Origin of the sequence: Mesorhizobium sp. 113-1-2 (assembly GCF_016756475.1) — a bacterium.
Taxonomy (GTDB): domain Bacteria; phylum Pseudomonadota; class Alphaproteobacteria; order Rhizobiales; family Rhizobiaceae; genus Mesorhizobium; species Mesorhizobium loti_C.
In genome coordinates, this window is record NZ_AP023242.1 from 2,054,177 (window position 1) to 2,080,182 (window position 26,006).

The following is a 26,006-nucleotide window of genomic DNA, read 5'->3' on the forward strand; positions in this document are numbered from 1 at the left end:
GGAAATACGAACATATAGCGGACGTATTCAGCTTATTTTGGTGACGGCGAATTTCAAGAAAGCGCTTGACGGGCATCTTAGATTGGTAATACCAGATTAGGAAAGAAAAGGCGGATCGGGAATGACAGCCGCAGTCCATTTCGGTAGGGCGAGGAGGATCATACGGATGTCACGTGTTCCGTCCGCACGAGGTGGCGCATCGTGACGCAGACGTCGCCTCGCGCCAGTGCCGGCAAGGGGATTGCGCTGCGCCTCGATGGGCTCAGCAAGGCCTATGGATCCGTGCGCGCCATCAACGACCTGAGCTTCTCCGTCGACGAAGGCCGCTTCTTCGTACTCTTCGGGCCGAGCTCGGTTGGCAAGACGACGACGCTGCGCACTATCGCCGGCCTCGTCCAGGCCGACTCCGGCACGCTTGAGATAGGCGGCCGCGACATGACCCATGCGCCGATCGCCGGCCGCGGCATCTCGATGGTCTTCCAGTCTTTCGCGCTTTACCCCCACCTCACGGTCTATGACAATCTCGCCTATCCGCTGCGCGAGGAGAAAGCCGCGCGCGCCGAGATCGACAAGCGGGTGAAAGAGACCGCCGAGATCCTGAAACTGACACACCGCCTGAAGGCCAAGCCGGCAACGCTGTCCGGCGGAGAGCAGCAGCGCGTCGCGCTCGGCCGCTCCCTGATCCGCCGGCCTAAGATTCTTCTCCTCGATGAGCCGCTCACCAATCTCGACGCCAAGCTTCGGCACGAGACGCGCGCCGAGCTGAAGCGGCTGCACCGCCAGTTCGGCATGACCGTGATCTATGCCACGCCCGACGAGCTCGAGGCTCTCTCGATGGGCGAGGCGATCGCCGTCATGCGCGATGGCGGCATCGTCCAGATCGGCACGCCGGACGAGCTTTACGAGCAGCCGATCCATACCTATGTCGCCAGCAAGATCGGCTCGCCGCACATGAATCTGTTCACGGCCTCGGTGCGCGCCGACACCAGGTCTTTCGACACGCCGCTCGGGACTCTGGTTCCGGCGACGGCGCCAAAGACTGCCGATGCCGGCGAGGCCGCGCTGATCGGCATTCGCCCGAGCGACATTCGGCTCGCCGCCAAGGGCGAAGCCGGGGTTGCCTCGAAGGTGCATCTGGTCGAACCGCTCGGCGACATCACGATCGTCTCGGTCGTGGCCGGCGGCGAGATGTTGCGCATGGTGCTGCCGGAAGCGATCGCCGCCAGCATCAGGACCGGCGATTCGGCATCGATCGCCATCGATAACAGGAAAATCCACGTCTTCCGCGCCGCGAGCGGCCAGTCAATGACCTGACGCGAACGGCGAGAAGCAATCCGGTTAACCAAGGGAGGAAACGTGAATGACGGCGATGACCAAAGTGAAAGGGCTAGCGACAGCCGCAAGCTTCGCTGCCACGCTACTGGTGGGAGGCGTGACCTATGCCTCTGCCGAAGAAGTGACGTTGACGATGGCGGTGCCGGATTGGCCCCCGACCCGCATTATGAAGAAGTTCTTCGACGAGCAGTACAAGCCCAAGTCTGGCAATACCGTGAAGCTCGATGTCGATTTCATTCCGTGGCCGGATTTCTACACCCGCGTCAACGCCTCGTTGACCTCGGGCGAAAAGAAGTACAACTTCATCGTGTCGGACTCGCAATGGCTGGGCGCCTTCGTCGAAGGCGGCTACTTCCGCAAGATCAACGATCTCATCGATGCCGATCCGGAACTCAAGGCGACGATGGAGTCGATGCATCCCGCCGTGCTCAACGCCTATTCGACCTATCCCAACAGCACGCCGAACTACTACGGCTTCCCGCAGTTCCCGGACGTGCTGGTCACCTACGGCCGCAAGGACGTGCTCTGCAACGCCGACGAGCAGGCCGCCTTCAAGGCGAAGTACAATGAGAAGCTGCCCTGCACCGGCGAAGAAATCGACGCCATGGACTGGAACACGTTCGAGCATGTTGGCGAATTCTTCCAGCGCAAGAAGGGCGACAAGCTCGCCGGCCAGGTGCTGGATGACGATTTCTACGGCATCGCCTATCAGGCAGGCAAAGGCTACGACTTCTCGACGAGCTCGGTCCACTCGTTCGTCTGGCAGCATGGCGGCGGCATCTGGGATGAAACCAAGGCCCCGACCGGACATGCCGAAGGCGTTGTAAACTCCCCGAAGTCCATCGAGGGCATGGAGCATTTCCTCAAATTGCTGAAGTTCATGCCGCCGGTGGTCAAGACCGGCACCATGGACATCTTCGTCTCGGACCAGTTGTTCCGTGAAGGCAAGGTGGCCATGAACATCGACTGGATCGGTCTCGCCGAAGCCTCGCTCGATCCCAAGACGTCGAAGGTTGCCGACAAGCTGGTGTTCGGATTGGCGCCAGGCCTGCGCGGTCCCGACGGCAAGGTGAATCGTACGTCACAGATCGGCGGACAGCCTTTCGTTCTCACCACCTGGACGACGCCTGAGCAAATCAAGGAAGCGGTGGGCTTCGTGAAGTGGTGGCTCTCGCCTGATATCCAGAACCAGTTCGCCGCCGGCGGCGGCCAGTCCGCGATCAAGTCGGTCTACAGCGATCCGAAGTATGTGACCTATCGTCCGTGGGACCGCGCCTGGGCGAACTCGCTCGACTGGCAGAAGGACATGTGGCACGTGCCGCAGTTCTTCGAACTGCTCACCCAGCAGCAGGACCAGTACGACCTGGCCATCACTGGCAAGCAGGACGCCAAGACCACCCTGGATAACATCGCCAAGTTCCAGGAGGACCTTCTGAAGAACGCTGGCCTTATCCAGTAACCTTCCGACATAGCTGCGGGGAGCGGGCAAAAGCCGCTTCCCGTCATTGCCACGTCAGGCGCTCCATATTTCGGACTCCCATGACCGCTGTTTCAAGCACGCTGCTGACACCAAGCCTTACCACGGTTGTTGCCCACAACTGGAAACTCGCCATCGCTGTCGCTGTCGTCGTGTCGGCCATATCAATGGCGGGCTTGCCGGCGGCTGTCTCCTTCTGGGTGGTGGGCGCCACGGCGGCGTTGGTCGCGGCCGCATTTACCGTCAACGCGTATCGCCGCCACTACTTCGGCGCCTTGCTGGTCGCTCCGGCAATCGCCGTTCTGTTTGTGATGAATATCTTCCCCCTGCTGTGGTCGCTGGGCCTTTCGTTCTTCGCCTACCAGGCAAACCAGCAGACGATCCGCTTCGTCGGACTCGGGAACTACACCCGGATCCTTACCAACGATCTGGCTGCTCACGCGACTTGGGGCGCGCTGATCAATACCGCCATGTTCGTCGTGTTCACCGTCTCCGCGCAGATGATCGTCGGCTTTCTCCTGGCCATCCTGTTCGCCAAGCAATTTCCGCTGCGCAAGTATTTGTTGATCCTGGTGCTGACACCGATGATGCTTTCGGTTGTCGCCTCTGGCGTGTTCTTCACCTACTACTATGACCCGACATTCGGGATTCTCAGCTACGTCATCAATTCCATCTCCGGCAACCAGTTCATCCTGATGAGCAACAAAGTCGGTGCCGTGGCGGGAATCGTTTTCGCCGACGCTTGGATGTGGTCGCCCTTCGTCATGCTCCTTGTGCTGGCGGGCCTCGTCTCGGTGCCGAAATACCTTTACGAGGCCGCTGCCATCGACCGTATTTCCAGATGGCGGCAATTCTGGATGATCACCTTCCCCTACATCCGCGGCCTTCTGATGTTGGCCCTTCTCTTCCGCACTATCGAGGCATTCAAGCTGGCGGATCTCGTCATCCTCCTCACCAAGGGCGGCAACGACACACTGACGATCTCCTATCACTTGATCCGCATCGCCAACGAGCAGAACAAGACGAGTGAGGGCGCGGCGATCTCCTATCTGATGCTGTTCATGGTGATCGTTCTCACCAACCTCTATCTGTACCTCGCAAACCGCCGTACGCAGGGAGCATAACCCGTGGCCGAATCGATATTGGGAAAGCTCGGCTTCCGCAGGGCCAGCGGAGTAGACGAGGCCGGCTGGGGGCGGACGCTCGCCGTGGCCGTCGTCGCTTTTATCTATTTTCTGCCGGTGCTGTTCATCATATTCACCGCCTTCAAACCGCAGGGCGACGCGCTCCTGGTGCCTCCGACGCTGTCGCCCACGTCGCTGTTCGGCTTGATTCCGGACCATTTTGTGTTCAAGCCAACGCTCGAAAATTTTGGGTCCGTCTTTTCCCGCTCGATGACGCCGGACGGTGCCCCGGAAGCGACAGGATTCGACCGTTATTTCTTCAACTCGATCTTCATCGCCTCGGCGTCGGTGCTGCTGGCGCTGGTCATCGGCACCCTGGCGGCCTTCGGCTTCTCGCGCTATCCGCTGAAAGGCAATGACACCTACCTGTTCATCATCCTGACCACGCGCATGCTGCCGGCGATTGTGGTGATCATTCCGGTGATCCTGATGTTCCGCGTGGTGGGCCTGTCGGGCTCGTATCTCGGCATCATCATGCTCTACACCGCCTTCAACCTGGCCTTCACCATCTGGATGATGAAGAGCTTCTTCGATGAATTGTCGCCAGACGTCGAGGATGCCGCCCGCATCGACGGATCGTCCGGAATGCGGGTGTTCTTCAAGATTTGCCTGCCCCAGGTCATTGCCGGGCTCGCCGCCACGTTCGTGTTCGGCCTGATCCTCACCTGGAACGAGTTCCTCTTCGCCCTGTTGCTCTCGGGGCCCGACACGAGGACGGTCCCGGTCGCCATGAACCAGGCCGTGTCGTCGGGTGGACGCGGCACCGACTGGACTTTGCTTGCCGCCATCGAAACCCTGTTCCTTGTCCCAGTCTTCCTGGTCACCTTCTTCTTGCAAAACCATCTGTTGCGCGGCGTTACCTTCGGCACGGTGAAGCGCTGAGATGTCAACCATCGAACTCCGTAAAGTCACCAAACGCTTCGGCTCCTTCACCGCGGTCAAGGACGTTGACCTGTCGGTAGCCGCCGGTGAGGTCGTCTGCCTTCTCGGCCCGTCCGGCTGTGGCAAGACGACGACCTTGCGCGTCATCGCCGGGCTGGAACGCGTCACTGACGGCGAGGTCGTCGTCGCCGGCAAGGTGATGAACAACCTGCCGCCCGAAAAGCGCGACATCGCCATGGTGTTCCAGTTCTACGCGCTCTACCCGTCGGCATCGATCGCCGAGAACATCGCCTTCCCGCTCTATCACGACGGCATTTCCGGGGCTGAGCGGACTGCCCGCGTCAACCGCGTCGCCGCGATCCTCCACTTGGAGCACGTTCTCGACCGGCTGCCGAACCAGATATCCGAGGGCGAAAAGCAGCGCGCCGCCATGGCCCGCGCCATCGTCCGCGACCCCAATTGCTTCCTCTTCGACGAGCCCTTGTCGCGTCTCGATGTCGAACTGCGCCAGACCATGCGTGGCCAGATCAAGGAAGTGCTGCAGGGCCTCTCCAAAGCGACCGTGATCGTGACCCATGACCAGCTCGAAGCGCTCACCATGGCCAACCGAATCGCCATCATGAAGGACGGCCTGATCGAGCAAGTCGGCTCACCCCACGAGGTATTTGCCAAGCCCGCCAATGCTTTCGTGGCGAGCTTCATCGGCACGCCGCAGATGAATCTTCTCGAGGCCGACCTCAAGACCTTCGCCGATGGCACGGCGGACATGACCGTGGCCGGCATTAGTCTGGCGATCCGCACGGACGCGGCGGTCGCGCGCCTGCAGCCCGGCAAGGTGACGATCGGTGTCCGCCCCCGCGCCTTCACCCCGACCGATACGGGGGACCGTGGCACCATCTCCGCCCGGGCCGAGCTCATCGAGCCCATGGGCGCCGAAACCCTTATTCATGCCCGCACGGCGGCAGGCGCCGACATCCGCGTCGTGGTGACGAGAAGCCAGCGGGTCAAGGTCGGCGAGGCGCTGAATCTACGCCCCGATCCCAGGCAAACGCATGTCTTCGATGGCGCCGGAAAGGCGGTGCGGTCATGAGCGACAGTTCTTCCGGCATGAGCCGGGCCGGCGCGTTCTGCCTCGAGGTCTTCATCATTGGCCTCGGCGTCGTGGCGCTGGTGCTGATCTTCCAACCCTTTTCCATCGGCCTGTACGCGGTCGGCAGCGGTCTCGTGGTGCTTGCCGGACTCATCAACAACCTGCTGCCGTTGGCCCAGCCGGGCGTCAAGGTGCGCAGTGTGGTGACAGTAGCGCTGGTCGTGGCGCTGGTCTTCTGCATTGTGCTGCTGGTTTCGATCACGGCGGCGCATCTCTACGGCGTCTTCTTCCTCAATCCACCGGACCCCAACACTCTCGCCGGCAAGGCGCAGCTCGCCACGCCGCCTTTCTACAAGCAGGCTTTCGTGTGGGAAATCGCCGCCGCGGCGGTGATTCTCGCGCTGGTCGTCACCGCTCTCAACAAGACAGCGCGATGATCAGCAGCTGACGCTATCCGGCAGGTCGCGCTCGCGCCGGTCCACGACGGTCGGTGTGCGTCGCCTCTCAACTCTCACGCCGTCATCCTCCGGCTTGACCGGAGGACCCGATGCCGAGATCAAGGATCGCGTCGACCGCGCCGCCCGTACGCTGCGGATCGAGCATCTGCTCGACCGCAAGACCGACCGCCTCTCAGGCGGCGAGATGCAGCGCGTCTCGATCGGCCGCGCCATCGTGCGCAAGCCGCGCGTGTTCCTGATGGACGAGCCGCTGTCGGCGCTCGACGCCAAGCTGCGCGAGGCGCTGCGCACGGAACTGAAGAACCTGCAGATACAGCTCGGCGCCACCTTCCTGTTCGTTACCCACGACCAGATCGAGGCGATGTCGATGGGCGACAAGGTCGGCGTGTTGAACCACGGCAGCATCGTGCAGACCGGCACGCTGCACGAGATCTACAACAATCCGCGCGACACCTATGTGGCGAGCTTCGTCGGCTCGCCGCCGATGAACCTCATCGACGGCAAGCTGGTGAATGGCCGCGCGGTGATGGCGCCGCTGAATTTCGAACTGCCCTTTTCAGGGGGAGCCAAGGCGAGTGGAGCGACCGACGGTCGCCCGCTCGTCTTCGGCATCCGTCCGGAAGACGTCTATCTCGAGAGCGGCGCGCCGGTCGAGGCGCGCGTCCATGATGTCGAGAACCATGGCGTCGAAAAGATCCTGACGCTGCGGGTTGGCGACACAACACTGCGCGCCACGGTGCCGGCCAGGACCGATGTCGCGATCGAACAGCCGGTGCGTTTTGCCTGGAACCCCGACAAGGTGGTGCTGTTCGACAAGGGTAGCGGTGTCAGCTTGCGCCACGCCGGGTGAAGCGCTGTTTTCGGCTCAGCCGGGTAGCCTGCAACGAAGGATATTGTCTCAACTGGCCTGGCGGATTTCAGCCTGTTCCTCGGCGCGCAGATGGCTGGGCGCCGAACCGATGACGCGCTTGAAGGCACGGCTGAAGGCGGCGTCCGATTCATAACCGAGGCGTGCGGCAACGACGGATATTTTCATCCGGTCGCGGACCAGCCACTGCCGTGCCTGATGCATCCTGACCTGGGTGACATATCTTGCCGGCGTTTCGCCGACGACGGTGGCGAAGCGCTCGGCAAAGCCCGAGCGCGAAGCGCCCATCATCCGGGCGAGCGACTCGACCGTCCAGTCATGGTCGGGTTCGAGATGGATGGCGGCCAGCACGCGGCCGATGTCGCGATCCCGGACCGCGGCGATCCAGCCGGAAGAATCGCCGCAGCCGCGTTCGACCCATGAGCGGATGACGGTGGCGGCCAGCACATCGGCCAGCCGCGCCAGGATGCCGCCGGAGCCGACGCGCTCCATCGTCACTTCGCGCGCCATGGCCTCCAGCAGATGCGGAATGCCCGGCTCATAGGCTTCCAGCTCATGCGAGCGCATCACGTCCGGCATCATGCCGAGCAGCGGATGCAGGCCATCGAGGTTGAAGTACATCGCGGCGCAGAACAGCAGCGTTCCCGGCTGGCAATTCTTGTCGCACATCTCGGCGTTCGACGTGCAATAGACGTCCTTGCAGACTTCCTCGAGCTCATAGCCATGGATCGGCCAGGCCTTCGCACCGGGTTCGCTGGCGAGCACATGGGCTTCGCCGCGCGGTAAGAGCACCGCATCGCCGGCATTGAGTTCAACCCACTCGCCGGAGGGCTGCTTCAGCCAGCAGCCCTTGCGGCCGATGAAATGGAACCGCGCCCCGGGCTGAGCCGGAAACTGGATGCCCCAGGGCTCCTTCATTTCGCAACGGCCGTATTCGACGCCATCGAGGCGCAGCCCGCGCAATATGTCCGTCAACGGGTCACCCGTGATCGGAATTTTGGACGAATGGCTAGACATAATGGGGTTTCTAGCATGGAAACTCCAGGCGGTCACTCCCTATGTTGCACTGCAGCCAAATGTTGCGCCGCAAACAAACCGAGACCGACCTCATAGCCAAGCCGTGACGGCAAGGCATGGAACGGGTGGAAGCCCGGGCCGGTCTTTCTCTATGTGGCGTTGCAAACAGATCGGAGACTGACCATGGCCGACCCCGCGACTGATGTCATCGACGCCGCACTTCTGAACCCCGCAGACAATGATGAACGAACAGAACCGGCATGGGGCGCGGTGGTTTCACTGGCGCTTGGCGTTTTCGGTCTCGTCACCGCCGAATTCCTGCCCGCCAGCCTGCTGACGCCGATGGCGCGTGACCTCGGCGTCACCGAGGGTGTCGCCGGGCAAGCGGTGACCGCAACCGCCATCGTCGGCGCCATTGCCGCGCCCACCATGGCCATCATCACAAGGCGCATGGACCGCAGGCTGGTGATGTGGATGCTGACGGCGTTCCTCATCCTGTCCAACCTTCTCGCCACCTTTGCCGCATCGCTGCCCATGCTTCTGCTGGCCCGCGTCGTGCTCGGCGTGGCGCTGGGCGGCTTCTGGGCGATGTCGGCGGCCATGGCGCTGCGGCTGGTGCCGATGCGGCTGATGCCGCGCGCCATGTCGATCATCCTGACCGGTGTTTCGCTGGCCACGGTCACCGCCGCCCCGGTCGGTGCCTATGTCGGCGACATCTGGGGCTGGCGCACGGCGTTCATGATCGCGACCATCGTCGGCGCCTTGGCGCTGCTTGTGCAATTGGCCACCATTCCGAAGCTGCCGCCGATGGGTGTCGCGAGCTTCCGCACCTTGCTCGAGGTGCTGGAGCGGCCGTCGATCCGGGTGGCCTTGCTGGTCGTGCTGCTGGTTGCCTCGGGGCACTTTGCTGGCTTCACCTATGTGCGCCCCTTCCTCGAAAAAGTACCGGTGCTGCACATCGAGACGATCTCGCTGGTGCTGCTCGCCTATGGCATTGGCGGTTTCTTCGGCAATATCGCTGGCGGCTTCCTGGCGGAGCGCAACCTCAAGATAACCGTGGCGCTGGCGCCCCTGCTGATCGCCCTGGCAGCTGCGTCGATGCTGATCCTTGGCGCCTCGCCGACGATCGCCGCGGCCGCCGTTGCCGCCTGGGGCTTTGCCTTCGGCGCGGTGCCGGTCGGGCTGCAGAGCTGGCTGGTGCGGGCAGCGCCTGACCAGGCCGAAAGCGCCGGCGGACTGATGGTGGCGACCTTCCAGGTGGCGATTGCGCTGGGCGCCGTCTTCGGCGGCCTGCTGGTCGACCATGCCGGCGTGGCCAGCGCCTTCGCCTATTGCGGCGTCGCAACGCTGCTGGCGGCCATCGTGGTGTTCCTGCGCGGCCCGAAGCAGGCCGAATAGTCCCTTATCCCAACCTATCCAGCGGCCCGGGAACCATCATGGTTTTCGGGCCGCTGTCGTGATGGCGGCAACGAAGCGGTTGAGACTGTCTTCGACATAGACGGCGACTTCGATCGTCGGATCGAAACTCCACCACAGCAACGATCCCTGCCAATGCGACGCCATCAGCAGGCCGATATCCTGCGGCGGGCCGGGCGTTCCGGTAAAGCAAGCCGCGAGTGCATTGCACAGGGCTGTCTTCCAGGCCGCACCGCGCGTCCTGAGCATGGGGTCACGCAAATCCTCGCGCAAGACGAGCAGGCCCTCGGCATAGGATTCGATGCCGCCATAGCCTTGCGACAGTGCCACCAGCAATTCGATCGCGCCGGCCGGCGTTTTTGGAACGGTGGCCGCCAGCGTCCCGGTCTTTTCGTCAAGACCATCCCAGGCATGCAGCAAGGTGCGCTGCTTCAACCGCGCCTTGTTCCCAAAGCGCTGCACCAGGGTCGCACCGGAGAGACCACAGGCTTTGGCCAGGCGCTCGAAGGTGAGCGCTTCCGGGCCATGCTCGTGGATCAATCGCAATGCGGCTTCCAGCACCTGCTCGTCGGATTGGGTTTTGGGCCGGGTCATCTTGACATCCTGATATAACCGAATGATCATTTATATATGATGCGAGCGGCGCAGGCCAGCTCGGGTTTCATCGATGGTGCCGTTCTTGGGAGAGTTCAATGACGTTGCAAGGAAAAGTTGCCCTGGTCGCCGGCGGCACGCGAGGTGCCGGACGCGGCATAGCGGTCGAGCTCGGCGCCGCCGGCGCCACGGTCTATGTCACGGGACGGAGCACGCGTGCCCAGCAATCCGAATATGCGCGGCCCGAAACAATCGAGGAGACGGCGGAACTGGTCAACGCGAACGGCGGCAAGGGCATCGCCGTGCAGGTCGATCATCTTGTGGCCGAGGATGTGCGCAGGCTGGTCGAGCGCATCCGCACCGAACAGGGCCGCCTCGACATACTGGTCAACGACATCTGGGGCGGTGAAAAGCTGTTCGAATGGGACAAGCCGGTCTGGGAGCACAATCTGGACAATGGCTTGCGCATGCTGCGCCTAGCCATCGACACGCATCTGATCACCGCCCACCATGCGCTGCCCCTCATGATCGAGCGGCCGGGCGGACTGCTGGTGGAAGTCACCGACGGCACGGCCGAATACAATGCCGAGCACTACCGCCTGTCGCCGTTCTACGACCTTGCCAAGGTCGCGGTGAACCGTATGGCTTGGACTCATGCCAAGGATCTCGCGAAACACGGTGCTACCTCCGTCTCTTTGACGCCAGGTTGGCTGCGGTCGGAGATGATGCTGGAGGCCTTTGGAGTACGCGAGGAGAATTGGCGCGATGCCACGGCAAAAGTGCCGCATTTCATTATTTCGGAGACGCCGCGCTTTATCGGCCGTGCCGTTACCGCTTTGGCTGCCGATCCGGATCGTTCGCGCTGGAACGGGCAGTCGCTGTCCAGCGGCGGGCTGGCGCAGGTCTATGGCTTTACCGATCTCGACGGTTCGCGGCCCGATGCCTGGCGCTATGTGCCGGAGGTCCAGGACGCCGGCAAGCCCGCCGACGCAACGGGTTACCGGTAAGGCAATCAGGCCGAGCGCCCGTCGAAATCGAAGACCGACAGGGTGGACGGGTCGAGATCGGCGACGCAGTTGAGGTTGATATAGGCGCTGCGTTCGCCGCCTTCGCGGACATCCTCGGCGAAAGGGTGGATGCCGCAGGTGCGGCAGAAGCGGTGCGCCATCGCTTGATTGCCGAATGAATAGGTGCCCAGATCATCGCCCCAGGCCAGGACCGTCAGGTCCTTATGCGGGATGGCACACAAGAGCGCGCCCTTGCGCGAACAGATCGAACAATTGCACCTGATGGCGCCGGCCAGTTCCGCCTTGAATTCGAAGGCGACCTTGCCGCAGTGGCAGCTGCCTTTGTACAGCATCAGCATCTTCCTATCGCTGGCAGGTGCAAAGGCACGCTGGCCGGGTTATCCCTTCCGCAAGCCCAAGCGGCCGCGTTAAGTCATTGTTTTTTCGCAATTCCGAACGGAAAACCGCTACACACTTTTCCTGGAATTGCTTTAAAGACGTTGCATCCTGGCGGAGTCCGACATCGACATGCAATCCATTCACGACCATCTCGAAATCATCCTGTCACGTCTTGCCAATCGTGCGGCCGACGAGAAGGTCTTCACCAAGCTCTATGCCGAGGCTGCGCGGGCCGCGGCTGACGCCAGCGACGCCCGCGCCCGAGCCGGCGTCACGCTGGGACCACTCGACGGCACAATCGTCTCGATCAAGGATCTGTTCGATGTCGCCGGCGAGGCGACCGCTGCAGGCTCGCTGATGCGCAGGACAGCGGCACCCGCGTTGCGCGATGCGGCCATCGTCAGCCGGCTGCGGCAGGCCGGAGCGGTCATCATCGGCAAGACCAACATGACCGAATTCGCCTTCACCGCGATCGGCGACAACATGCATTACGGCACGCCAGGTAACGCCGTCGATGCCAGCCGTATCCCCGGCGGTTCGTCCTCGGGCGCCGGTGTTTCCGTCGGCGAGGGGACGAGCGACATATCGATCGGATCCGATACTGGTGGCTCGATCCGCATTCCGGCGGCGCTCAATGGTGTCGTCGGCTTCAAGCCCACGGCGCGGCGCGTGCCGCTCTCTGGTGCCTTTCCGCTGTCGGGCACGCTGGACTCGATCGGGCCGCTTGCCCGAACCGTCGCGCAATGTGCCGCCGCCGACGCCGTGATGGCCGGCGAGGTGCCGACCGAACTGGTGGCCATATCGCTCGCGGGACTTCGCGTTGGTGTGCCGCGGGGCGTTCTTTTCGGCGACACGGAAGGTGAGGTCATGACGTCGTTCGAACGTTGTCTCGGCAAGATCGAACAGGCTGGCGCGCGCATTGCGGATCTATCGATCGACGACATGATTGCCGATCTGCGCGCGGCGACCAAACGTGGCTCGATCGCTGCCATGGAGGGGGCCGAAGTGCATGCCGACTGGCTGGCGACGGGCGCGGCGGTGCCAGTCGACCCGCATGTCAGCGGACCTCTGTCGCGGGCATCGATGCTGCCGACGCCGGTCTATATCAGGGCCCTGCGCCGCCGCACCGCTCTGGCCGCCGCCATGGATGAGCGGCTGACATCGGTTGATGTGCTGGCGCTGCCGACCACGCCGGTGACGGCGCCGACCATTGGTTCGATGGCCGAGGATGCCGAACTGCGCGACCGCGTCGAAGGCCTGCTGCTGCGCAACACACAGGTCGCCAACCAGTTCGATCTCTGCGCGATCTCGCTGCCGATGCCTGATATGGCGCTGCCGGCCGGACTGATGCTGGTGGCGCGCAATGGCCATGACCGGAATCTGCTGCGGATTGCCGCCGAGGTGGAGAGGCTGCTGGCCGGCTGATCGGCGATTGGCGGATCAGGGCGATGAACAGTGCTTGCGTTCGCTGTCCTTGGCGGTGCGCACGATCCGGGTCGCGACCAGCCAGGGCAGGCTGTAATCCTTGCCGGTGATGGTCTGGGTGCGCTGCTCGATCGAACCCCTGACGACAATTTTCCCGCTGTACAGCACGTCGGACTGATCCACTATCGCCTTGTCGGCCTGCGGCAGCCCGCTGGCATCGATCGACACACCGTTGATGATCTTGCCGGTGGCAAGGTCGAGCACGCTGTTCGACGGGCAGGGCGCCTTGAAGCAGCGCAGCCCATTGTCGCAATAGACATAGCTGCTTTCGGCCGCGGCGAATGCCGGCAATGTGCAGATGGACGAGGCTGCGGCAATCAAAAATGCGAGGCGAAGACCGGACATGGCCGCACCGTCGCGGAGAATTGGGGCGAAACCGCGATTGCTATAGGTCGAGCGGAAACCGCCGCCGATAGTGATCGACCACTTCTGGATTGCGCAGATTGACCGGCAGTTTGCCGGCCAGCACCAGCAAGGCTTCACCCGCCGCGCCGACGCCCATGCGCATCATCGATTCCTCGGTAATGCCTGCCATGTGCGGGGTGATGATGACGTTGTCGAAGCCGAAATAGGGATGATTGGACGGCAGCGGCTGCGTCGAAAACACGTCGAGTGCTGCACCGCCGATGCGGCGTTCCCGCAAGGCCTCGATCAGGGCGTCGTCATCGACCACCGGCCCGCGCGACACGTTGATGAAAAGCGCAGTGGGTTTCATGCGGGCGATGCGCTCGCGGCTGATCAGGCCGCGCGTCTCCGGCGTCAGCGGACAGCAGAGCACGATGATGTCGCTCTGCTCGACCAGCGCGTCGATGGAGAGGAAACCGACTTTTTCGGGCGCCGGCTGCATGCTGCGCGTCGTAGCCACCACTTTCAGGTCGAAGCCGTGCGCCGCGATATGCCCGACGGCCTGGCCGACGGCGCCGAGACCGACAATGCCGATGGTCTTGCCGGCGAGCTCGATGTTGGCGTTGGCATGTTCGCGTCCGGCGAGCCAGCCCTTGGCGCGCAGGTCGCGGTCGACCCTGCGGAATTGCCGCAGCAGCGCAAGTGCGGTGAATATCACATGTTCCGCCACCGAGCGGGCATTGACGGCCGGCACGTTGGCCACCAGCACGCCGGCGGCCGTCGCTGCCTCCATCGGGATCATGTCGAGCCCTGCGCCATGGCGGATGGCGGCTCTCAGCTTCCAGGCGCCCTCGAACAGCGCCGGCGGCAGGGGCGCGCGCACGATGACGATATCGGCATCCTTGGCCTCCGCGGTCAAGGTGGCGGGGTCGAGCGCCGATGCGATGACAAGCTGGCCGGCGCCGGCAAGCTTGGCCGAGGCGCGTGGATGCAGCGGATGGGTCGACAGGATCTTGGGCACGGTCTGGGCCACGCTCAGGCCTTTTCGAGCGCCGGGCTTAGGGGCGCTGCCGCATTGCCGCCCTCGATCAGACCCTTCCAGTAGCTCTCCGCCCCTTGCAGATGGGCGCTCATCAGCGCCTGGGCGAGATTGCCGTCGCGGCGCAGCAGCGCCTCGTAGATCTGCACGTGTTCAGCATGCGAACGCACGCTGCGTTCAGGGTCGTTGAAGTAGATCGGCAGGCGCTGTTCGCCCATCAGATAGTAGACGCTGCAGATGTTGTGGAACACGCTGTTCTTGGTGGCGCGCACGATCTCCAGGTGGAATTCGCGGTCCTCCTTGGCCAGACCTTCGCCGGCGGCTATGCGCTCCTCGGAAGCCTTGAGGATTTCGCGCAGCCGTTCGAAATTCTCCTCGGTGGCACGCGAGCAGGCAAGCTCGGCGGCCTTGATCTCGTGGATCTTGCGCAATTCGACCGTCTCGTAAATCTGCAAGGGATCGAGCGGCAGGCCGGCGCGCGCGAACAGCGCTAGCGCCTCGACGCTCGCCTGCTTGGTGTCGATGTAAATGCCGGACTTGGCGCGGCGCTCGACGATGCGCATCGCTTCCAGGATGGCCAGCGCCTCGCGGATCTGGCCGCGGCTGACAGCGAAATGCTCCGCCAGTTCACGCTCCGACGGCGTGCGGCCGGTCTCGCTGTCCGAGTGGGAGAACAGATAGGCTGCGAGTTCCGCGAGAAGGTTCTTTTCTTTCATCGTCAATTGCGTTGCGCGTGCGCCTCCAGGAATCGCTCTGAAACGGTGAACCCCAATCCGGGCTTTTCCGGGATCGCTATCATACCGTCCCTAGCTTCGACAGTCTCTTCGATCAGATCGTGGATCATCGGGTTGGCGCCAAGCGAATATTCGACGGTGAAACTCGATGGCGAGGCGGCGCAGACATGCAAGCCGGCGAAGAAGCAGGGGGCGCCGGCCCACAGATGCGGCGCGAAGCGCAGGTTGAAGGCACTGGCGATGGTGCCGATCTTCATCGCCTCACTGATGCCGCCGCAAAAGGCGGGATCGGGCTGGAAGATGTCGGCGGCCTTGAGCATTGCGAGGTCGCGGAAAGCATAGCGCGTCGCCTCGCTTTCGCCGGTGGCGATCGGCACGGTACCGGAGGCGCGCACCTCCGCCATGCCCGGCTTGTCGTCGGCGATCACGGGTTCCTCGAACCAGGCGAGATCGAGGTCGCCGACGAGATGGATGAAGCGTTTGGCTTCGGCAACCGTATAGGTGCCGTGAGCGTCGACCATCAGCTCGACATCGGGGCCGAGCGCCTGGCGCGCGGCACGGACACGGGCAGCGGAAATGTGTGCTGCGCCATCCATGGCGCCGACCCGCATCTTCAGCGCCTTGAAGCCGCCCCGGGCGATGTAGGATTTCAACTGCTCGCCTATGGCATCGGCTGAGGCCCAGCCGCCCGAGGCATAGGCCTGCATGCGATCGACCTTGCGGCCGCCGAGCAGTCGCCAGACCGGCTGGCCGAGCGACTTGCCGAGGATATCCCAGAGCGCGATGTCGACAGCGCTGATGGCGGCGATGCTCATGCCCCGCCGCGCCAGTTGCGGCATGGCGTGGCCGGCGCGCGCGGCGCTGTCGTGGCGCACGCCATTGTAGAGCATCTCCCAAATGATGCCGATATCGGCCGGATCACGGCCGATCAACTGCGGCCCGACCTCATGGTTCAGCATATGGACAAGGGCGCCGTAGCTGCCGGCGCTGCCGGCGGCGTTCTTGCCTTCGCCCCAGCCGATGAGCCCGTCATCGGTTTCGATGCGCAGGATGGCGGCGTCGAAGGTCGTCACCTGGCCGAAGTCGCTGCGGTGCTGCCGCGCGGCTTCGATCGGGATGCGGACCCACCAGGCTTGGACGGTCTTGATGCGCATATTCTTCCCCGGCCCTGCCGCCGGTCAGGGCGGAAAGGCGAATTTCCCAACAGACGTCGACTACTTGATCAGCGGCAGCAGCGTTTCGGCGGTGATGCGCATCTGGTCGGTGTAGAATTTTTCGGTGAGCACACTGGAGCCGTGGTCCTGGATGAACTTCAGCTGCTCAGGCGAGATATCGACCGGGTGGCGCTCGACCATGTCGGGATAGGGCGCTGCCGGCGTGCGGTCGACCGGGGCGACGAACTCGTTGGTCAATGCACCGTCGTAGCCGACTTCCTTCAAGGTGGCGACGATCCTGGGCCAGTCGATCTGGCCGAGGCCGGCGGCGAAGCGGTTGTTGTCGGCGACATGGAAGTCGAACAGGCGCTTTCCGACCTGACGGATGGCGTCATGGACGTTAAATTCCTCCATATGGATGTGGTAGGCGTCGAGGCAGACGCCGCATTCGGGGCTGACCGCGTCGGCCAGCGCCAGCGCCTGGGCGCCGCGATTGAACAGATAGGTTTCGAAGCGGTTGAGCGGCTCGACGGCGATCTTGACGCCGACCTTCTTGGCGTGGGTGAAGCACTCGCGGGTCGCGTCGACCACCCACTTCCATTCCTCCTCCTCGGTACCGTCCGGCACCACTTTGCCGACGGTCGCGGGGACAAGCGTGATGATCTCGCCGTCAAGCTCGCTGACCATGGTCAGCACGTCCTTGACGTACTGCACCGAGCGCTCGCGCTGGCCCTGGTTCTTGGCGGCAAGGTTGCGTTCGCCCAGCATCAAGGTCACCGCGCCCCAGCAACGGATGCCATGCTCCTTCAAGAGTGCCCGCGTCTCCTTGGTCTTGTACTGGTCGGGCTCACCGGAAATCTCGATCGACTCATAGCCGAACTTCTTGATGCGCTTGAGCGTCGTCTCCAACGGCTCCGCACGCATCCAGTTGTGCGTCGAAAGATGCATGGTCTGTCCTTCCCAAATTCGTCCGTATGGTTTGCCTGCGACATGCATCGCCGAAAGGCGACGCAAGGGTTCCTCCCCAAGGCATCCCCAGCCTTTTCTCGCAAACTGGTTCGACCAATTGGGCCTGAAGCGAGGTCTACAGCAAATTGCCTGGAACGGCAAGAAGCGCAGAGGCGCAACTTTTTGTGCGAATTACTCCATTGATTGTATTGCGATATATGCCGATACTTCAGATGTGCCGAGGGCTTTGCCGGTGCATTGTTAGGCTTGACCAAATTTCGCTATTTGGTAATACCAGAATGGCAGTGCCTGCAAAGCGCCCGGTGCGAAAAGACCAAAATGGCTGGCCCTGCTTCCAATCGGCGCTATGCTTGGTCGCGACACAATGAGGGAGGATGCCGATGCCGACGACAATGAAGGGCCCTGGACTGTTTCTGGCGCAGTTCGCGGGTGACGCAGCGCCATTCAATTCGCTGGCCTCGATCACCAAATGGGCCGCCGGTCTCGGCTACAAAGGCGTGCAGATCCCGACCTGGGACGCGCGCCTGTTCGATCTCAAAAAAGCGGCCTCTTCCAAGGCCTATTGCGACGAGGTGAAGGGCATCTGTGCCGATGCCGGCGTCGAGATCACGGAATTGTCGACGCATCTGCAGGGGCAGTTGGTGGCGGTGCACCCGGCCTATGACGCCCAGATGGACGGTTTCGCGCCGCCCTCGGTCCACAACAATCCGAAGGCGCGGCAGAAATGGGCGGTCGAACAGATGAAGTTCGGCGCCAAGGCATCGCGCAATCTCGGACTGAACGCTTCGGTGTCGTTCACGGGCTCGCTGGCTTTCCCTTACCTGTATCCCTTCCCGCAGCGGCCGGCCGGACTGATCGAGGAGGCCTTTGGCGAACTCGGCAAACGCTGGAAGCCGATCCTCGATGTCTATGAGGACAATGGCGTCGATGTCGGCTACGAAATTCACCCCTCCGAGGACGTGTTCGACGGCGCGACCTTCGAGATGTTCCTTGATGCAGTCGGCGGCCACAAGCGCTGCAACATCAACTACGACCCGTCGCACTTCCTGCTGCAGCAGCTCGACTATCTCGAATTCATCGACATCTATCACGAGCGCATCAAGGCGTTCCACGTCAAGGACGCCGAGTTCAATCCGACCGGTCGGCAAGGCGTCTATTCCGGCTATCAGAGCTGGACCAACCGCGCCGGCCGCTTCCGCTCGCTCGGCGACGGGCAGGTGGATTTCGGCGGCATCTTCTCCAAGCTGACGCAGTACAATTATGATTCCTGGGCGGTGCTGGAATGGGAGTGCTGCCTGAAGCATCCCGAAGACGGCGCGGCCGAAGGCGCGCCTTTCATCCAGCATCACATCATCCGCGTGACGGAAAGGGCATTCGACGATTTTGCCAGCGGCACCACGGACAAGAAGCTGCTGCGCGCCATGATGGGTATCTAGCGCTACTTTCCCTCCCCCTCGAGGGGAGGGTGGCCCGAAGGGCCGGGTGGGTCGGTTCAGGCCGAGCTCCACCTCTACGACCCCACCCGATCCGCTGCGCGGATCGACCTCCTTCAAGGGGGAGGTGAGCAACAGCCAGGAGAAAAAACATGGTCGGCGCATCGAAGTCGGAAACGGGAGGCGGCCCGATCCGCTATGGCATGGTCGGTGGCGGGCAAGGCGCCTTCATCGGTGCGGTGCACCGCATCGCGGCGCGTCTGGACAATGAGTTCGTGCTGGTGGCTGGTGCGCTATCGGCGAACCCCGAGCGCGCCAAGGCCTCGGCGGCCGAACTCGGGCTCGATCCGGACCGCAGCTACGCTTCTTATGCCGAGATGGCCAAGGCCGAAGCCAAGCGCCCTGACGGCATCGAGGCGGTGGCCATCGTCACGCCTAACAATGTCCACGTGCCGGCTGCCAAGGCCTTCCTCGAGGCCGGCATCCACGTGATCTGCGACAAACCGTTGGCAACGACACTGGCCGAGGCGAAAAGGCTCGCCGCGGTCGTCGAGAAAACCGGCAAGGTGTTCGTGCTGACCCACAATTACACCGCCTATCCGATGGTGCGGCAGGCACGCGAAATGGTGGCCAAGGGCGTGCTTGGCGACATCCGCATCGTGCAGTCGGAATATCCGCAGGACTGGCTGACCGAGGATCTCGCCGCCACCGGCCAGAAGCAGGCCTCATGGCGCGGTGATCCGAAACAGGCGGGGGCGGGCGGTGCGCTGGGCGACATCGGCACCCATGCCTACAATCTCGCCCGCTTCGTCTCTGGGCTGGAACTGGATTCGCTGTCGGCCGATCTTGATGCCTTCGTGCCGGGGCGTCTGCTCGACGACAATGTCAACGTCATGCTGCGCTTCAAGCCCACCGGCAAGACGCATCCGGCCAAGGGCATGATCTGGGCCAGCCAGGTGGCGCCGGGCCATGAGAACGGGCTGAAGCTGCGCGTCTATGGCTCGAAGGGTGGGCTGGAATGGGTGCAGGCTGATCCGAACTATCTCTGGTACACGCCGTTCGGCCAACCCAAGCAGCTGATCACCCGCAACGGCGCCGGGGCGTTGCCGGTGGCGGGCCGCGTCAGCCGCGTGCCATCTGGCCACCCGGAAGGCTATCTCGAAGGTTTCGCCAACATCTACCAGGAGGCTGCACGCGCCATCCGCGCGGCGCGCAAGAAGGGTGGCAAACCGGCAAAGGATGTCGTCTTCCCGACCATCCACGACGGCGTCGAAGGCATGGCCTTCATCGAGGCCTGCGTGAAGTCGTCGAAGAAGAACGGAGCGTGGACGAAACTGTAGTCGCGCGCGCCTCCCCCTCACCCGGATTGCCAGCCGAATTGCAAAGGGCAATTCGGGGCAATCCGACCTCTCCCCGAGGGGAGAGGAGGTGCCGGCGCCAACGCTAAATCTCTTCTCCCCTCGGGGAGAAGGTGGCCGCGGAGCGGCCGGATGAGGGGGAGTTTGCGCGAAGCTGGCGGGGACAGCCAGAACGCGCCATCAAATGGGGGAGGGGCGTCGATGAAAATCGGCATGTGCATGTTCTTGTGGACGACCAGCGTCTCGAAAAAACACGAGCCGCTGCTTCGCGACATCAAGGCGACGGGTTTCGACGGTGTCGAGATACCGATTTTCGCCGGCACGCCAGACGACTACAAAAAGCTTGGCGACCTGCTCGACCGCATCGGGCTGGAGCGGACCGCGGTCTCGGCGATGGGCGATCCCTCGATGAACCTGATCTCGCCGGATGCGGCAACGCGCAAGGCCGGTATCGCTTACATGAAATGGGCTGTCGATTGCGCCGATGCGCTCGGCGCCAGGACGCTTAGCGGGCCGCTGCATTCGACGCTCGGCGCCTTTTCCGGCAGCGGGCCGACACCCGCCGAGAAGAACCGTTCCGTCGCCTCGCAGCGCGCCATCGGCGACCATGCCGGCAAGCGCAACGTGACCATCGGGCTGGAGGCTCTGAACCGCTTCGAATGTTATCTCTTCAACACGATGGCGGACCTGTCGGAGCACATCGATGCCGTCGGCCGACCACACATCAAGGCGATGTACGACACTTTTCATGCCAATATCGAGGAGGCCGACCCGATCGGCGCCTATACGAAGCATCGCAGGAATGTCGTGCACATCCACATATCGGAGAACGATCGCGGCGTGCCGGGGCGCGGCAACATCCCATGGAAAGAGACGTTCGCGGCGATCCGCAAGAGCGGTTATGACGACTGGCTGACGATCGAGTCGTTTGGCCGGTCGCTGAAGGACCTGGCGGCGGCGACGAAGGTGTGGCGCGATTTCGCGGAGACGCCGGAGGCGGTGTACCGGGAGGGGTACAAGCATATCAGGAACGGGTGGAAGAAGGCGGCTTAGCGCCCTGGTCGGGTGAGGGTGACGCAAAGAAGACTGCGTCGGCGACCCTTGGCGCGAGGCGAGCCAATGTTGAGCCTTGTCCATTTTCTATTTGCGTTCGCGGCGATTGCCGAGTGGTTCCCCCACTCCGTCTCGGCTTTGCCGAGCCACCTCTCCCCCCTCCGGAGGGAGAGGAAAGGGAGCCTGGTGGCTCGAAGCCTCGGCCTAGAAGGACAGGTGTCGGCTCGGACAGCCTGGCGCCTTTCCTCTCCCCCGTCGATCGGGGGAGAGGTGTCGAGCGCAGCTCGACGGAGTGGGGGTCGAACCATGGCGCGGCACTATGCGATGCCCGCGCCTGTGGGTCACAAGGTTAACCGTGCTCGGCCTGCAGCCTGTTGTAGTCGTGGATCGTCCGGCTCAGTCGGCGGCGCAGGAAGTTGGAGATGTTGTCGAAGATGAAGACGACCAACAGGATCAGCAGCACCATGTAGAAGACGTTGGCCCAGTTGGAGTTGGTGCGCATCGCTTCCCACAGTTTCAGGCCGATGCCGCCGGCGCCGACGGCGCCGATGATGGTGGCGCCCCTGGTGTTGGATTCCCACTGGTAGAGCGTCTGGCTGATGAAGACCGGTATCACTTCCGGCATCACGCCGTAGCGCTGCACCAGGAGGCCGTTGGCGCCGGTCGACAACACACCTTCGCGCGGCTTGTCGTCGATGTTCTCCAGCGCCTCGGAGTAGGTTTTGCCGAGCGTGCCGATCTCGGTGAAGAAGATCGCGGCACTGCCCGCCAGCGGACCGGGGCCGAAGGCGCGGGTGAAGAACAGCGCCCAGATCAGCATGTCGACCGAGCGCATGAAGTCGAAGAAGCGTTTCAGGACCTGACTGAGCACGCCGCTCGGCGTGATGTTACGGGCGGCGAAGAAGGCAAGCGGGAAAGCGACGATGCCGCCGAGCAGCGTGCCCAGGAACGCCATGACGATGGTCTGCAAAAGCTTCGTCCAAACGTCGCCGTGTTGCCACTGGGCGTTGTTCCAGATGTTGTCGCCGGCCAGCGCGAGGTTCGAGGTGCCCGGCTTCAGCTCAGGACCGGACACGATCAGCGAGACCACTTCTCCGGCCGATTTGCCGAAGAAAGGCGAGCGTGTGTCGAAGACGAAATTCGCCCAGCCGAGGAAGCGCTTGCGCACCTTGACGCGGTCGACGGTGACGCGCACCTCGCCGACGAAGCCCATCTTGGCGACCACCTCGTCGTCATGCGCGGTGATCCAGTCCGGCACCGGGCCTGATATCACCGGCTTGCCGCTGCTCAGCGCAACCGGCACCGTTTCGCCATTGGCCACGATCGTTGCCTGCGCCTTGTCGAAGGTGACGGATTTCGCCGGACCGTCGATCAGCACGGTGAAGGTGCCGTCCGGGTTCCTGATCACCCAGTCGGGGTTGGGGTTTTCGCCAAGCGCGGAAAAGCGCGGGTATTTTGGCGTGATCTCCGGCTGGTCGAGGCGGAACTCGGGCTGTAGATCGTAGCTGATCCATTGTGTGAGGAAGAGCGGCAGACGCTCCCAGTGCGATTCCCGCAGCACTTGCGGCAGGCTGAAGAACCATAGGACATAGATGAGGTACGTCAGGATGCCGACGAACAGGAAGAGCGGCGCGAAGCGCTTGTACAGCGGCCGCCGGAACACCTGGGGGTAACGTTCCTCGATCGACAGTATCTCCTCGGCGGTCATGGTCGTCATGGTTCACGCTCCCATCATAAAGGCCTGCTCGCCGACCAGCTTGCGGCGCAGCCAGGCGGAGAACTGGTCGATGATGAAGATGGTCGTGAACAGGAGCAGCACCAGCGCCAGTGTCTTGGCGCCGAAGCCGCGCGAGATGGAGAGCTTCAACTCCTCGCCGATGCCACCGCCGCCAACGGCGCCGATGATGGTCGAGGCGCGGACATTTATCTCGACGCGCAGCAGTGTGTAGGACATGAAATTCGGCAGCACCTGCGGCAGGTCGGCGAAGCGCACGCGCTCGAACCAGTTGGCTCCGACCGCGCGCAAGCCTTCCTCGGCACGCATGTCGATGTTTTCGTTGATCTCGTAGAACAGCTTGCCGAGCGCGCCGATCGAATGCAGGCCGATGGCGATGATGGCGGCGATCGGGCCGATGGAAACGATGGCCGCGAACAGGCCCGCAATGACGATTTCGGGGAAGGCGCGCAGCAGCTCCATGAAGCGCTTGACGATCAGCCTCAGCGCCGGATGGGGCGTCAGGTTGCGCGCGGCGATGAAGGAAAACGGCACGGCGAAGGTGAAGCCGATGAAGGTCGAGACCAGCGCCACGTTCACCGTGGTCAGCATCAGCTCGAAATATTCGGGAATGTAAAATCCGCCCCAGACATAAACGCGCCCGAGCGGGAAGTTGTATTCCTGGGTGCCGGTGTCATGCGGCGAGGCAATGTCGAACAATGCCCGCCAGACGTCGTTCCAGTGCTTGGGGACCAGCCAGCTCAAGAAATCCAGAATATGCGGCAGCCGGTCGAAGAAATGCCCGGCATTGGCTTCGTCGGCGAACCACATGCTGGCGAACATCGCGGCGAGCAGCAGGCCGACGCCGAGCACGGTATAGAATCTGCGCAGCGACGTCTGGCGTCGCCAGGCATCGGCCATCGGGTGGGTGGCGCCAGAAGAGGCTGTCAACGAGGGGGTTGTCACGGAAAGGGTCATGATCGGAGATGCAAAAAGGGCAGTGTTTTCAGCACCGCCCTTTCCGATTTCGCCGTTAGCCGCCGATGGCTGCCTTACGGGCTTCGACGATGACGCTGTAGAAGTCCGGCTTCACCGGGACGTAGCCAGTGAAATCGCCGCCTTCGACGCCTTCGAAGCAGGCCTTGTCCTTCTTCGGCAGGTCGGTGAAGAAAGCGGTGAGCTTGGCGGTCATCTCGTCGCCGAGCGCGGTACGCACGACCAGCGGGCCGTTCGGGATCAGGCCCGAACGCCAGACTTCGACGAAGTCGTTCGGGTCGACGGCGCCCTTGGCGACTTCCTTGTGGAAGGTACCCGAAGTGTAGCCGTTTTTGAAGTCGCCGATGCCGGAGGAATCGTCGACCGCGACGTCAACCTTGCCGTCACGCACGGCCAGGACGTTGTTCTCATGACCGCCGTTGAACTGGGTCGAAGCGAAGAAGGTCTCGTTCGAGGCGCCGGTGGTCTTCGGAATCTGGGTCAGCGGGATCAGGTAGCCGGAGGTCGAATCCGGATCGGCGTAGCCGAGCTTCTTGCCCTTGGCCGACTTGATGTCGGTGATGCCCGAGGTCTTCAGAGCCAGGCCGATCGAATAATAGCCGGTCGAGCCGTCGGTCTGCTTGGTGGTGAGGATCGGGGTGACCGCCTTGGGGTCCTTGAGATAGACGCTGGCATAGCCGGAGGCGCCGAGTTCGGCGAAGTCCAGCGTGCCGCCGAGCAGGCCCTGGATGACGCCGTCATAATCGGCGGCGGGGAACAGCGAGACCTTCTCGAAGCCGAATTCGGTCTTCAGATGATCGGCCAGGCACTGGTAGTTGCGCAGCCGGTCGGTCTCGTTTTCACCGCCGAGGATGCCGACGCGGAATTCCTTCAGATCGGCGGCGTGGGCCATGCTGGTCGCCATGGCGAGCACCGAAACGGCGCTGAAAACCATCTTCCTGAACATTTGATGTCTCTCCTGTAAGTTCCGGCCCCGCGCCGGCAGCGTTCTTGATCTTGACAATTGCCCTTGACGCGGGCGGACGATCCGAGCCGCTCTTTCTTGAACTCAGTAACCTGGGAATGCAGGTTCGAGCGGTCCGGCGGATGCAGCGATCTTTTGCTTGAAGGCAACGCTTGTGGAGGTGATGGCCTCCGATATCTCTGCGCCATTGCTGTCGGCGCCGTAGACGAGGCGAACGGCCTCACGAGTGAGCTCTTCGGGCGGGCCGTCGAAGACGACCTTGCCAGCGGCCATACCGATGATGCGGTTGCAATAGGCGCGCGCGGTATCCAGCGTATGCAGATTGGTGACCACGGTGATGCCTTCGCGCAGATTGATGTCCTGCAGCGAATCCATCACCACCTTGGCGTTGAGCGGGTCGAGCGAGGCGATCGGCTCGTCGGCGAGGACCACCTTGGGCTGCTGCATCAGGGCGCGGGCGATGGCGACACGCTGCTGCTGTCCGCCGGACAAGGTGCCGGCGGGCTGAAGTGCGGTGCGGGCGATGTCGAGCCGCTCGAGCGCGGCGACGGCCTCGGCGCATTCGGCGCGCGAGAATATGCCGAGCAGGTTGGACAGGGTCGACCGGTGGTTCAGCTTGCCAAGCAGCACGTTGGTCAGCACGTCGAGGCGCGGCACCAGGTTGAACTGCTGGAAGATCATGGCGCAGTCGCGCTGCCAGCGCCGCAGCGGCGAGCCTCGCAACTGGGAAACTTCGGCGCCGTCAAAAAAAATCGACCCCTGGCTGGGGTCGACAAGACGGTTGATCATGCGAAGAAGGGTCGATTTGCCGGCGCCCGAACGGCCAATGACGCCGACCATCTGACCCTGCGGGATCGAGATGTTGACGTCGCTGACGGCGGTGTTCTTGCCAAATCGTCGGCTGACACCGCGGATTTCGAGCGTGGCAGAGCTTGCTGACATAGGCAGGTTCCAGTCCGGACCTTATTGATCGTCAGGCATTCGCCTAGCGCAGCCACATGAACCTGCCATGTCGCCAGCATGTCAGTTTTGTTA

25 protein-coding genes are annotated in these 26,006 nt (G+C 63.0%); 13 read left to right on the top strand and 12 right to left on the bottom strand.

Annotated features, from left to right (window positions below; all coding sequences use genetic code 11):
* The first annotated feature begins 201 nt into the window (after positions 1–201).
* The 7 genes from JN279_RS09865 to JN279_RS09895 all read left to right on the top strand — a co-directional run bounded on the left by JN279_RS09865 (position 202) and on the right by JN279_RS09895 (position 7,276).
* Positions 202–1,314, top strand: a complete 1,113-nt coding sequence (locus tag JN279_RS09865; protein WP_202352641.1) for an ABC transporter ATP-binding protein — start codon at positions 202–204, stop codon at positions 1,312–1,314.
* 46 nt (positions 1,315–1,360) lie between these two features.
* On the top strand, positions 1,361–2,794 hold the full coding sequence (locus tag JN279_RS09870) for an ABC transporter substrate-binding protein (protein ID WP_019861307.1): 1,434 nt from the start codon (positions 1,361–1,363) through the stop codon (positions 2,792–2,794).
* A gap of 80 nt (positions 2,795–2,874) precedes the next feature.
* Positions 2,875–3,936 (top strand): carbohydrate ABC transporter permease, encoded by a 1,062-nt coding sequence (locus tag JN279_RS09875; protein ID WP_202352642.1) that lies wholly within the window; start codon positions 2,875–2,877, stop codon positions 3,934–3,936.
* Between the two features lie 3 nt (positions 3,937–3,939).
* Complete coding sequence (locus tag JN279_RS09880) at positions 3,940–4,878, top strand: carbohydrate ABC transporter permease (protein ID WP_020629045.1); 939 nt, start codon at positions 3,940–3,942, stop codon at positions 4,876–4,878.
* 1 nt (position 4,879) lies between these two features.
* A complete protein-coding gene (locus JN279_RS09885; RefSeq protein WP_096450390.1) occupies positions 4,880–5,968 on the top strand; it encodes an ABC transporter ATP-binding protein in 1,089 nt (362 codons plus the stop codon).
* Entirely contained in the window at positions 5,965–6,405 is a 441-nt protein-coding gene (locus JN279_RS09890) for a hypothetical protein (RefSeq protein ID WP_064980944.1), read from the top strand. Before JN279_RS09885 ends, JN279_RS09890 begins: the two co-directional genes overlap by 4 nt.
* A gap of 7 nt (positions 6,406–6,412) precedes the next feature.
* Positions 6,413–7,276, top strand: a complete 864-nt coding sequence (locus tag JN279_RS09895; protein ID WP_446720416.1) for an ABC transporter ATP-binding protein — start codon at positions 6,413–6,415, stop codon at positions 7,274–7,276.
* Positions 7,277–7,324: 48 nt separating this feature from the next.
* Here JN279_RS09895 and JN279_RS09900 read toward each other — a convergent pair whose 3' ends face one another.
* Positions 7,325–8,311, bottom strand: a complete 987-nt coding sequence (locus JN279_RS09900; RefSeq protein ID WP_202352644.1) for an AraC family transcriptional regulator — start codon at positions 8,309–8,311, stop codon at positions 7,325–7,327.
* A 183-nt stretch (positions 8,312–8,494) separates the two neighbouring features.
* On the opposite strand from JN279_RS09900, the gene JN279_RS09905 reads away from it, so the two are divergent.
* A complete protein-coding gene (locus JN279_RS09905; RefSeq protein ID WP_202352645.1) occupies positions 8,495–9,709 on the top strand; it encodes an MFS transporter in 1,215 nt (404 codons plus the stop codon).
* A 36-nt stretch (positions 9,710–9,745) separates the two neighbouring features.
* Here the strand turns inward: JN279_RS09905 and JN279_RS09910 are convergent, their stop codons facing one another.
* Complete coding sequence (locus JN279_RS09910) at positions 9,746–10,321, bottom strand: TetR/AcrR family transcriptional regulator (protein ID WP_244734499.1); 576 nt, start codon at positions 10,319–10,321, stop codon at positions 9,746–9,748.
* Between the two features lie 98 nt (positions 10,322–10,419).
* On the opposite strand from JN279_RS09910, the gene JN279_RS09915 reads away from it, so the two are divergent.
* Positions 10,420–11,328 (top strand): SDR family oxidoreductase, encoded by a 909-nt coding sequence (locus tag JN279_RS09915; RefSeq protein ID WP_096450380.1) that lies wholly within the window; start codon positions 10,420–10,422, stop codon positions 11,326–11,328.
* A 5-nt stretch (positions 11,329–11,333) separates the two neighbouring features.
* Here the strand turns inward: JN279_RS09915 and JN279_RS09920 are convergent, their stop codons facing one another.
* Positions 11,334–11,681: a GFA family protein gene (locus JN279_RS09920; RefSeq protein ID WP_096457941.1), complete on the bottom strand. Its 348-nt coding sequence runs from the start codon at positions 11,679–11,681 to the stop codon at positions 11,334–11,336.
* Between the two features lie 175 nt (positions 11,682–11,856).
* On the opposite strand from JN279_RS09920, the gene JN279_RS09925 reads away from it, so the two are divergent.
* Positions 11,857–13,152: an amidase gene (locus JN279_RS09925; RefSeq protein WP_202352646.1), complete on the top strand. Its 1,296-nt coding sequence runs from the start codon at positions 11,857–11,859 to the stop codon at positions 13,150–13,152.
* Between the two features lie 15 nt (positions 13,153–13,167).
* On the opposite strand, the gene JN279_RS09930 is transcribed toward JN279_RS09925, so the two are convergent.
* The 5 genes from JN279_RS09930 to JN279_RS09950 are packed head-to-tail and all read right to left on the bottom strand — an operon-like array spanning position 13,168 to position 17,432.
* Entirely contained in the window at positions 13,168–13,557 is a 390-nt protein-coding gene (locus JN279_RS09930) for a hypothetical protein (protein WP_096450376.1), read from the bottom strand.
* 40 nt (positions 13,558–13,597) lie between these two features.
* Positions 13,598–14,590 (bottom strand): hydroxyacid dehydrogenase, encoded by a 993-nt coding sequence (locus JN279_RS09935; RefSeq protein WP_446720398.1) that lies wholly within the window; start codon positions 14,588–14,590, stop codon positions 13,598–13,600.
* A gap of 2 nt (positions 14,591–14,592) precedes the next feature.
* Positions 14,593–15,312, bottom strand: a complete 720-nt coding sequence (locus JN279_RS09940) for a FadR/GntR family transcriptional regulator (protein ID WP_096450374.1) — start codon at positions 15,310–15,312, stop codon at positions 14,593–14,595.
* 2 nt (positions 15,313–15,314) lie between these two features.
* Positions 15,315–16,484, bottom strand: a complete 1,170-nt coding sequence (locus tag JN279_RS09945) for a mandelate racemase/muconate lactonizing enzyme family protein (protein WP_202352647.1) — start codon at positions 16,482–16,484, stop codon at positions 15,315–15,317.
* A gap of 60 nt (positions 16,485–16,544) precedes the next feature.
* Entirely contained in the window at positions 16,545–17,432 is an 888-nt protein-coding gene (locus JN279_RS09950) for a sugar phosphate isomerase/epimerase family protein (RefSeq protein ID WP_096450370.1), read from the bottom strand.
* A gap of 401 nt (positions 17,433–17,833) precedes the next feature.
* Between JN279_RS09950 and JN279_RS09955 the strand changes: the two genes are divergently transcribed.
* The 3 genes from JN279_RS09955 to JN279_RS09965 all read left to right on the top strand — a co-directional run bounded on the left by JN279_RS09955 (position 17,834) and on the right by JN279_RS09965 (position 21,297).
* Positions 17,834–18,889 carry a sugar phosphate isomerase/epimerase family protein gene (locus tag JN279_RS09955; RefSeq protein ID WP_096457935.1) on the top strand — a complete coding sequence of 352 codons (1,056 nt, stop codon included), beginning with the start codon at positions 17,834–17,836 and terminating at the stop codon, positions 18,887–18,889.
* A 149-nt stretch (positions 18,890–19,038) separates the two neighbouring features.
* A complete protein-coding gene (locus JN279_RS09960; protein ID WP_202352648.1) occupies positions 19,039–20,226 on the top strand; it encodes a Gfo/Idh/MocA family protein in 1,188 nt (395 codons plus the stop codon).
* Positions 20,227–20,445: 219 nt separating this feature from the next.
* Positions 20,446–21,297 (top strand): sugar phosphate isomerase/epimerase family protein, encoded by an 852-nt coding sequence (locus JN279_RS09965; RefSeq protein ID WP_096450366.1) that lies wholly within the window; start codon positions 20,446–20,448, stop codon positions 21,295–21,297.
* Between the two features lie 349 nt (positions 21,298–21,646).
* On the opposite strand, the gene phnE (JN279_RS09970) is transcribed toward JN279_RS09965, so the two are convergent.
* From phnE (JN279_RS09970) to phnC, 4 genes are all read right to left on the bottom strand, one after another.
* Entirely contained in the window at positions 21,647–23,014 is a 1,368-nt protein-coding gene (gene phnE / locus JN279_RS09970; RefSeq protein WP_096450364.1) for a phosphonate ABC transporter, permease protein PhnE, read from the bottom strand.
* Positions 23,015–23,017: 3 nt separating this feature from the next.
* Complete coding sequence (phnE, locus tag JN279_RS09975) at positions 23,018–23,989, bottom strand: phosphonate ABC transporter, permease protein PhnE (RefSeq protein WP_096450362.1); 972 nt, start codon at positions 23,987–23,989, stop codon at positions 23,018–23,020.
* Between the two features lie 55 nt (positions 23,990–24,044).
* Entirely contained in the window at positions 24,045–24,953 is a 909-nt protein-coding gene (phnD, locus tag JN279_RS09980) for a phosphonate ABC transporter substrate-binding protein (RefSeq protein WP_096450360.1), read from the bottom strand.
* A 102-nt stretch (positions 24,954–25,055) separates the two neighbouring features.
* Entirely contained in the window at positions 25,056–25,913 is an 858-nt protein-coding gene (gene phnC / locus JN279_RS09985) for a phosphonate ABC transporter ATP-binding protein (protein ID WP_202352649.1), read from the bottom strand.
* Between the last annotated feature and the right edge of the window lie 93 nt (positions 25,914–26,006).